We start from the raw sequence: 9,382 nt of genomic DNA on the forward strand, positions 1-9,382 counted from the left end.
CCCCACCGCAGCCCCCTTGAGCCACGCGGCCGAGCATCACCCCTCGGCCGGAGGACACCGGGGCCCGTCTTGAGCGGTCGCGCGAACCGGAACAGCGTGCGGCTCGGGCGATCGCTCCCACCGCGGCCGCCACCCACCACCTGCGCCGCCCCACCTGGAACCGACCGAGCGCCCGATGACCGCCACCGAAGACCCCACCTCCCCGCTCGACGACTTCACGACCTGGGCGCCCGTCCTGAACCTCCTGCTGTCCAGCCCCACGGCCCGCAACGCCGCGGGGACCGCCTGCCTGGCCGGACGCATCAGCCGGCACGGCGGGAGCCTGCCCCTGCGGGGACGTGCTTCGCCCTCGACCCGGGCCGCGGTGGCGGGCGTACAGCAGGCGCTGGCCCGAGCCGGGCCGGAGGACATCGCGTTCCGGGCGGAGGTCCGCCCGGACGGGACCACCACGCTCGGCCTGGTCCGGCCGAGCCCGTCCGTGCCCACATGATCCAAGGCTGACGCCCACGCCGGCCCTCCCCCCTGGGCCGCCTGCGTCCCGCCGGGCGGCACCGGGTGGGACAGTGGAGACATGTGCGGTCGCTACGCCTCCTCCCGTGCCCCCGAGGACCTCGCGGGCCTGTTCGACGCCCAGCTGGACGCCTCGCACGGAGTGCTGGAGCCGTCGTGGAACATCGCGCCGACGGACGACGTGTGGGCGGTCCTCGAACGCCTCGACACCGGCACGGGTGAGCTGGTGCGCCGGCTGCGGCCCGTGCGGTGGGGTCTGGTGCCGTCCTGGGCCAAGGACCCGTCCGTCGGATCGCGGATGATCAACGCCCGGATGGAGACCGTCCACGCCAAACCCGCCTACCGCAAGGCGTTCACCCGCCGCCGGTGCCTGCTCCCGGCGGACGGCTTCTACGAATGGGTCCCGGTGCCGGCCACCGCGACGGCCAAGGCGTACAAGCAGCCGTACTTCCTGCGCCCCGAGGACGGGAGCGTGATGGCGATGGCCGGCCTGTACGAATTCTGGCGCGACCCGCACGCCCCGCACCCCCAGCCGCAGGAGGGCGACGACGCCCGTCAGGCGCCCACCGCATGGCTGACGACGGTCACCATCATCACCACCGAGGCCACAGACGCCGCCGGCCGCATCCACCCGCGCATGCCCCTCGCCCTCCACGAGGACGACTTCGCCACCTGGCTCGACCCCGACCACCAGGACCCCGACGCCCTCCGCGGCCTCCTGCACACCCCCGCCGACGGCCACCTGACCGCAACCGCGGTCTCCACCGCCGTCAACAGCGTCCGCAACAACGGCCCCCACCTCCTCACCCCCGCCGACCACCCGTAGGCCGGGCCGGGCCCCTGGGGAAGGCGGGAAGCCACCCGCGCGGCACCGGTGGCCCCACGCGGCTCACCGCTCCAGGCCCATGAACGGCAGCCCGGCAGGGCCGCCCGCGCCGGTCGGGGTGACGATCCACGCGGCGAGTGCGACGGGGTCGGGGGCAGTGCCCGCGCGCGTGCTCGCGCGGGTGTGGACGGCCCTGACGACTTCCGGGCAGTGCGTGAGCGACCGAACGGCCGCCGCCCGGTCCCCGTCCGCTCAGCCCGGCAGGGCGTCCGCGCCGCGCAGCGTCAGGAGCAGCCGCGACCAGGGCTCCCCGGGCAGCGGCCAGGGCGGAACGCCGCCGCCCGAGCCACGGAGCGACGGAGCGGTCACGGCCCGGCACAGCAGCGCCGTGAGGTCGCCCAGCGAGGGGACCCGGGGGTCCGGTCGCACCACACCGCCGGCACGCCCGTCCACGAGCAGGCGCGGGCACGGCGCGCCGGCGAGCCAGGCCTCGGTGAGTTCGCCGACGACGTCGGCGGCCGGGTGCAGATGGTGCACGCGCCAGCGCACCCGGTGGGCCCGCACGGCGTCCAGGGCCGCTTCCGTCAGCGCCCCGGGGACGACCGTGTGGTCGCTCCACGCGTCCGCCGTCACCCGCATCGTGCGAGTGAACTCCTGTCCGCGCGCGGTGAGATGGGGAGAGGCACAGAGAACGGCGTAGGCGTCGAGGGTCTGTTGTCGCCAGTAGGTCAGCTGGAACTGGCACCGCCGGAGCAGCTCCCCTTCCGCGCGGCGGGCGAGCCGCCGCCAGAAGTCGACCACGCCGAAGAAGGCGAACACGCCGTGGAAGAGGCCGGGCAGCGGACGCGGATCGTCGCGCCACGGCGCGTAGAAGAGCGGCCCGTCCGCCGCTCCCGCCTCCTCGACGTGCAACTCGACCGAGTCCAGAACGGCGTTCAGCTTCATGTGCCGGAACTCGTGGACCAGCGTCGCGGCCAGCTCCACGGCATCGGGCGGACTGCTGAGGACGGCCCCGCCGAACGCGTCGCCGCCCGAGACGGAGGTCATCACCCCGCCGGGTGCCGCGGGCAGGGGCGTCAGGGCGGTGAGCACCGATGCCATCGCCTCCGCCTGCCGCGGCACGGTCTCGGCCAGCAGCGTCACCGCTTCGGTGGTCGTCCGCCGCCAGTGGACGGCTTCCTGCCGACCCAGGGGGGACGGGGCGGCCGGTCCGTCGATCCCCCGGTAGGGATCCGTGTCGTCCAGGACGAGGTCGAAGGCACCGTTCCCGGCCGGCGTACGCACGCGCTGCGCGGGCATCCACCGCGAAGCCCCGGACGGCACCGGGGGTACGGGAACGGCTACGGACGGGGGTGCGGAGGACGGTTCGGGTGCCCCCGTGAGCGCGTCGGGTCGAGGGAGTCGGACCGTGGTGGTCCCGCACCGGACCTCGACCGTGTGCGCCGACGCCACGATGGTCGCCCCGGCGCTGTCGGCCGTACGCAGGTCGACGCTGCCGAGCGTGGGCAGCGAGACGAATCCGTCGCGGACCGGCAGCGGGAGGCTGAACGTGAGCCGGGCCCGCACCGCCGCCGCGGCCGCTACGGCCTGCAGGTGGGGCAGGTCGGCGGGGTCCGGGCCGGGCGGCCGGCCCGGACCGGCGCCGTACGAGCTCCAGGGCGCGGCGTACAGCGTGCGCAGGGCCCGGCTCAGCCAGCGGCCCACGGACGGATGGAGCAGCACGGCGGTGACGGCCTCGGGGTCGGCCCGGCCGGCCTCCAGCAGCAGGTCCCGCAGCCGCCCGACCGTCGGGGTCCCGACCTTCCGGCTTCGGCGGGGCCCCCGGTCCGCGAGACGCAGGAGTTCCGCCAGGGCGGCCACGCGCGTGGCGCGCGCCTGGGACACGAGCTGTCCGACCAGCAGACGGTCCTCCTCGCCCGTCGCCAGCATGCGCAGGTCGGCGTCACCGGGGAAGTCGGGCGAGGGGACACGTTCCCTGGTGGATTCCTCGGCGGGGCGATAGGTGCGGTGCGGAGATCCGTAGGGCTCCGGGGGCCGGGACCACCGGGGTGCCGGGCCGCCCGCCGAGAAACCGCCCCCCATGGGGTTGCCCCCGCCGCGGCTGTGCGTGGGATGCACGAACCGGGACAGGGCCCGGGCCGTGGTGCCGCCCGCGCCGGGGGCCGCCGAGGCGCCGTCCTGCTCCGGGGAGAGGGCCTCCACGAGGGCGAGCGCCGTGGTCGGTAAGGCGGCGGCGGTCGGGGGCTGCTCCCCGGGGCCGGGTGCGTGGTCCATGGTGATGCCTCCGGGGGACGGCCGGGACTGCCCGGACACGGGGGAAGGTCCGTCCTGCCGCGGTCCGGGTGCCGGCGAGGGTGGGGTCCCGGGCGGCTCGGTCGATGCGGAGGCGAGCACCGCGGCCAGGTTGCGTGCGCAGACGGCGACATGGGGATGGTCCTTGCCGAGCCGTCGCTCCGCTGCCGCCAGGACCTCGCGGAAGTGCTCGGCGGCCAGGTCCGGGCGGCCGAGCAGGTCCCAGACGGTGGCGAGTTCGTGCCGGGCGGCGAGGACGTCGGGGTGCTCGGGTCCCAGCCGGCGCTCGGTGGTCCGCCAGATGTCGGTGAACTCGTCCCTCGCCCGCTCCAACAGCTCGGGCTCGGCCTCGTGGTCCCGCAGGAGGCGGGCGCGCTCGTGGCGGGCGAGCAGCACATCGGGGTGGTCGGGCGCCAGCACGCGGAGGTACTCCTGGAGCGCCCGCTCGGCGGCGTCCGCCGCCTCCTCGGCACGGCCCGCGTCGCGCAGCGCACGGGCGAGGCTGATCTCCATGGCCGGTACGTCGAGTTCGCCCTCCGCACCCAGCGCCCGGGCCCCTCGGACGACGTCCCGCAGTTCGACGACGGCCTCTTCGTACCGGCCGCGCAGGTTGGCGAGCCCCGCGAGGTCGTGCCGGACCCGCAGAATGCCGAGCCGGCCGCCCTGCGGGGTCCGGCGGCGCATGGCGAGGGCCTCGTTCAGCTCCTCCTCCGCCTGCTCGTACCTGCCCAGCTCGCGCAGGACACGGGCCCGGCCGGTGCGGACCGACTGCAGGTACGGATGGTCGGCCGGGAGAGAGCCCGCGGCGGCCCGTGCCAGTTCCTGGTACGACCGGTCCGCCAGGGTGAGGTCCCCGTTGTCGCGCAGCGCCCAGGCCAGGTGCAGTCGTGCGGCGATGGTGGCGGGGGAGCCGGGGCCGAGGAGCCGCTCCCTGAGCGCGCAGACGACGTCGAGCTCCGCGATCGCCTCGCCGTAAAGGCCCACCTGGTCGAGGTACTGCGCGGCGCCCGTCGACGGCTCGGTCGCCGCGGTCACCAGGTCGGGATGCAGGGTCACGTCCGGCCGGTCCACGCAGGCCGACAACAGGGGGAGGCCGGCGCCGCAGTGCGGTGCCAGCGCCTGCCACCGGGGCCAGTCCGCAGGACTGGCCGACCGCAGGGGAGCGGTGACGCGCAACAGCAGCGCGGTGACCAGCCCCAGCATGTGCGGAGTCAGCTCGGTGAAATCGGGATGGGCCCGACCGGCGGCGCGGACCATGGGGTGGATGGTGAGCCGTCGCCGCGCGGCGCCGCCCGCGGTGCCGGTGGCGTCCCGGGTCACCTCGACGGTGACCAGTTTCAGCCCGGCCAGGCCGTTCAGCGCCGCGAGCAGCCGGGAGTGGTCCGGGGCGTCGAACAGCGGGCTCTGGGAGAGGATCTCGGAGTCCAGGAGGTCCAGGTAGGGCAAGGGGGCCGGCCCGAAGGCACAGAGCAACCTCAGCAACGGCCGTGCCAGGTCGATACCCTGACGGTGCAGCAGGTCCACGGACAGTTCCCAGGTGCTGACGAGTGCCCGCCGGGCCCGCTCGTGCGGTTCGAGGTCCAGGTCCGGATCGGACGCCATGTCGCTCAGGCGCGCGTCGAGGCTGCGCCGGTAGCCGACGAAGGTGTCGGGCACCGACGGTGACGGCAGGGCGCTGTCCAGCGCCCGGGCCAGGTACGAACCGGCGAGGTCGAGGGCGAGCGGAAGCCCCCCGAGGTGCACGGCCAGCTTCCGCGCCTCCAGCTCCCTGGCCTCCGGCGTGGTGCCGGCTCCTGGCGCCAGATCGCACAGCACCCGCGCACCGTCCTCGGCGGACAGCACGTCGACACCGACCAGGCGCACCCAGTCGCCCCAGCGTGCGCCACGCGACTCCCGACTCGTGATCAGCACCGTTCCCCAGGTGTGGGCGGGCTTGCGCAGCCATCCGGTGCCGCGGGGCGTGGGCGTCGGCCGGACGGCCAGGGCGGCGGGGTCGTCGATGTTGTCCAGGACCAGCAGCCACGGGGCGGAAAGGGAGTCCAGGTGGTCCCACAACACCTGCGCCGGGTGCGCCCCGACGAAGTCGGCCGGCTCGGCGCCGGCGGCGAACGCCACGGACCGCAGGGCCGAGTACAGCGAGCCCTCCCCGGCCTCCGAGGCCTCCGGTACCCACCACACCTGCGTCGAGGCGTCCGCGAGGCGGTGCGCCACCTCCAGGGCGACCGTGGTCTTGCCGCAGCCGCCCATGCCGGTCAGCACCCAGACCCCGGGCGGGGCGGGGCCGGTGTCGCCGCTGCCGGGCCGGCCGCGCCGGGACATCGCTGTGGTCAGCTCGGTCACGAGCCGTTCACGGCCCCGGAGCCGGTCGGCGGACACCTTGCGGTGGGGAAGGGCCAGCGGAACGGCCGCCTCGGCCGGCTGCGGCCAGGCGGACATGCGGACCGAACGGGCCCCGACCGGGTCGGGGCCGGGGTCCCACACCGGTGCCACGCCGTGAAACGTGAACTGCGCCCCGTCGCCCACGGAACCGACGGAGATGCTGTGGTGCTCCGCCCGGACCGAGCGGCCGGCCCACTCCTGCCGCCCCGCTCCGGTCCCGCCGACCGGTGGTGGGCCCTGGGGGCTCTGGTTCGCCGGTCCGCTCAGCCCCGGGACGGATCCGGCACCGGAGGGGGGTTGATGGCGGCACCCCCGTTGATCGTGAGGGCGGCTATCGAGCCGCCGCTCGCCTGGACACCCCCGAAGTCCTGGGCCTGAACGGCGACTCCGCCCGCCCCCGCCGCCGGCCCGTCGTGCGGTGCGTACGCCCCGTTCAGCAGGGCGGCCAGCTCGGCGGCGGCAACGGCCCGCTCGTCCCCCGGCAGATCCTCCAGCCGGGCGGCGATGAGCGTCCGCCACACCACGGCCTGGTCACGACGCGTGTCGTCGTGCCCGGCGCCTTCGAGCTCCGCCGCCGTCGTGTCCAGCCGCTCCAGCGCGCGTTCCTCGCGCCGCTCGTCGCCGCGTCCGAACCAGCGGGCGAACGCGCGCCGCACCCCGCCCCACGCGTCCGTCCCCGCGGCCTGCACCACGGCCGCGCCACCCGCAGCGGCCAACGCGACCAACTCCTGCTCCAGCATCCCCGATGCTCCCCTCCCGAAGCCAGGACGATCCGCCCTCACCGTAGCCCGCCGGGTGCGGGGCGCGCAGGACTACGCGGAGGTCAGGCCCCGATCGCCAGGATGCCGCGCAGGGTCCGGGTCAGGTGGTCGACGAGGGCCCCGGGGGGCATGTCGGCCAGGGTGCCGGACTTGACGATGTACCGGCTGAAGGTGACGCCGATGAGATGGGCACCCAGCAGATCGATGCGGACGTCGGCGTCGGGTCCGGTGACGACCTGCCGGTAGGCCTCCGTGCTGCGCGCGCGCATCGCCACGTAGAGCTTGGTGGCCGCCTGCTCGTCGGAGGCGGCGCTGCGGATGAGCGCGATGAACGGGTCGTTGCCGTCGGCCCGTTCCATCCGGTCGACGTAGGCCCGGGCGATGCGGTGGGGGAGGGTCTCCGGGGTGCCCGGCACGAGGTCGACCAGGTCGGGGGCGCCGGGCATCGCCGCGATGAACAGCTGTTCCTTGGACGGGAAGTGCCGCATGACCAGGCCGTGGGTGACACCGGCGCGCTGGGCGATCTCCCGGATGGTCGCACGGGCGTAGCCGCGCTCGGCGAATGCGGCGCGGGCCGCCGCCAGGATGGCGGCCTGGCTGGCCTCGGGGTCGCGGCGGCGCTTCTTCGGTGGGGGGTCGGTGTTCACCGGCTCAGCGTACGCCTGGTCGGAAGCGGTGCTAGGGTCGCTAATGACCAGATGTTCATTAGTGCCTGGAGGCCGTCGTGAACCTTGAGCCGCTGACCCCCGACAACACCACGGTCGTACTGGTGGACCACGCCGTCGGTTTCGCCAATGTGCTGCGCTCGCACGACACCGCGCAGCACATCAACAACGTCGTCGGCCTGGCCAAGACGGCGCTGTGGTACGGCACGGGCCTGGTGGTGACCAACGGCCTTCCCGGCAAGCCGTCCGGACCGCTCTACCCCCAGCTGCGGGAAGTCATCGGCGACCACCCGGTGATCGAGCGCGCGGGCAACTTCAACGGCTTCCTGGACGAGGAGTTCGCCCGCGCCGTGCGCCAGACGGGGCGCCAGAAGCTGGCGATCGCCGGGGTGTCCACCGAAGGGTGCGTGCTCCAGACCGTGCTCGGCGCGCTGCGCGAGGGCTACGAGGTGTACCTGGTCGTCGACGCCTCGGCCAGCCTGACCGCGGAGACCCATGCCGTCGCCGTCCAGCGCATGGTGGCGGCCGGGGCGGTGCCGGTCACCTGGTTCTCCCTGGCCGGGGAGTTCCAGGTCGACCACCGCTTCCCGACGGGCCCGATCTTCCAGCGCCTGATGCGGGAACACGTCCCGACCATGGCCATGGGCGTCCAGTCCCACCTGTCCGCCGTCCAGCAGGCCCAGCAGACGCAGCAGGCCCAGCCCGTCGGTTAGCCACTCCGCTCACGCTCCCCGTCCCTGCTCCTGCTCCCGTACGCGTCCCCCCGTACGGGAGCGGGCGGGCGCGGCGGAGGCAACCCTGGCGGACCCTCTGACGGTGCGTCGGCCCACCCCCCGGCACACCGACACCCGATATGCTCGCCGTTTCGTGGTGGCGTGAAGCGCCACGAGCATGACGAGCAGGACGAGCAAGACGAACCACCTGATGAACACGAACATCAACATGACGACGTGACGATGGGGTGCATGCGATGCCTCTTGAGGGCGAGTACGAGCCGAGTCCGACGCAGTGGGTCCGCGATCAGGTGGAGCTGTACGAGAGTTCGGGCGGCACCGAGGGATTGACGCTCCGGGACACGGGCCTGCCCGTCGTCATCCTCACGACGCGCGGGGCGAAGAGCGGCAAGATCCGCAAGACCCCGCTGATGCGCGTGGAGCACGAGGGCCGCTACGCGGCCGTGGCCTCGAAGGGCGGCTTCCCCCGCCACCCGGTCTGGTACTTCAACGTCAAGTCCGACCCCCACGTGGAACTCCAGGACGGCCCCGTACGGCAGGACATGACGGCCCGTGAGGTCACCGGCGACGAGAAGGCCGAATGGTGGAAGCGCGCGGTCGCCGCGTTCCCGCCGTACGCCGAGTACCAGGAGAAGACGGACCGGGTGATCCCGGTCTTCGTCCTGGAGCCCGCGGACGAGTAGGCCCCCGGCGGCACTGGCCGGTGAGGGACTCACCCGGCGCGGGGGGTGCAGCGGAACAGCGGCGTCTCCGTGATCCGGTGGCTGCCTACGGACGCCGGCCGGCTGCTGCGCGAGCCGCCGCCGCAGCCGGTGCGTGCCGTCCCGCGGCTGTCCCGCAATTCCATTGCCCAGGCTGAAGTGGGCCAGAGTGCCACGGAGGCCATGCACCCCGACGTACCGTGGGGGAAGTGACCGACGGGAGGGCGGCGATGGCGGGGGCGGAGGGGCCGGACTGGCTCAGAGGTGTGGTGGCGGTCGGACTACTGCTGCTCATCGGGGGCTGGTTCGTTGCCTGGCCGCTGGGGGTGGTGGGCTTCCTGACGCTGGTGTTCGTCGGCGCTTCCACAGCCGGGCACCGTCGGGCGAGCGGCCGGCCGCCTGAGACGCTGCTGCGACCTGGTGACCGCCCGTGGCGCCGCCACCGGGACTAGAGGGACGGGCGGTGCCGCAGGCACGCACGCACTCGCGTGCCGTGCCGGTCGGGTCGGGCCTG

At 74.5% G+C, this 9,382-nt stretch carries 7 protein-coding genes; 4 read left to right on the forward strand and 3 right to left on the reverse strand.

The features are described from left to right. The first annotated feature begins 175 nt into the window (after nucleotides 1–175). Both EF918_RS27460 and EF918_RS27465 read left to right on the forward strand, forming a co-directional pair. On the forward strand, nucleotides 176–490 hold the full coding sequence (locus EF918_RS27460) for a hypothetical protein (protein ID WP_125651612.1): 315 nt from the start codon (nucleotides 176–178) through the stop codon (nucleotides 488–490). Nucleotides 491–571: 81 nt separating this feature from the next. After that, nucleotides 572–1,336 carry an SOS response-associated peptidase gene (locus EF918_RS27465; RefSeq protein ID WP_125651614.1) on the forward strand — a complete coding sequence of 255 codons (765 nt, stop codon included), beginning with the start codon at nucleotides 572–574 and terminating at the stop codon, nucleotides 1,334–1,336. 252 nt (nucleotides 1,337–1,588) lie between these two features. Here the strand turns inward: EF918_RS27465 and EF918_RS27470 are convergent, their stop codons facing one another. From EF918_RS27470 to EF918_RS27480, 3 genes are all read right to left on the reverse strand, one after another. Then, nucleotides 1,589–6,118 (reverse strand): HEXXH motif-containing putative peptide modification protein, encoded by a 4,530-nt coding sequence (locus EF918_RS27470; protein WP_125651616.1) that lies wholly within the window; start codon nucleotides 6,116–6,118, stop codon nucleotides 1,589–1,591. 152 nt (nucleotides 6,119–6,270) lie between these two features. Continuing rightward, on the reverse strand, nucleotides 6,271–6,747 hold the full coding sequence (locus EF918_RS27475; RefSeq protein WP_125651618.1) for a hypothetical protein: 477 nt from the start codon (nucleotides 6,745–6,747) through the stop codon (nucleotides 6,271–6,273). 83 nt (nucleotides 6,748–6,830) lie between these two features. Next, nucleotides 6,831–7,415: a TetR family transcriptional regulator gene (locus EF918_RS27480; RefSeq protein WP_125651620.1), complete on the reverse strand. Its 585-nt coding sequence runs from the start codon at nucleotides 7,413–7,415 to the stop codon at nucleotides 6,831–6,833. A 77-nt stretch (nucleotides 7,416–7,492) separates the two neighbouring features. Here EF918_RS27480 and EF918_RS27485 point away from each other — a divergent pair, with 77 nt between their 5' ends. Together EF918_RS27485 and EF918_RS27490 are read left to right on the forward strand one after the other, a co-directional pair. Continuing rightward, nucleotides 7,493–8,146 carry an isochorismatase family protein gene (locus tag EF918_RS27485; protein ID WP_260610731.1) on the forward strand — a complete coding sequence of 218 codons (654 nt, stop codon included), beginning with the start codon at nucleotides 7,493–7,495 and terminating at the stop codon, nucleotides 8,144–8,146. Nucleotides 8,147–8,403: 257 nt separating this feature from the next. Then, the gene (locus EF918_RS27490; RefSeq protein WP_125651622.1) at nucleotides 8,404–8,850 is read left to right on the forward strand and encodes a nitroreductase family deazaflavin-dependent oxidoreductase; all 447 of its coding nucleotides are present in this window, start codon (nucleotides 8,404–8,406) and stop codon (nucleotides 8,848–8,850) included. Nucleotides 8,851–9,382 lie beyond the last annotated feature (532 nt).

This window comes from Streptomyces sp. WAC06614, from assembly GCF_003949795.1.
Classification (GTDB): domain Bacteria; phylum Actinomycetota; class Actinomycetes; order Streptomycetales; family Streptomycetaceae; genus Streptomyces.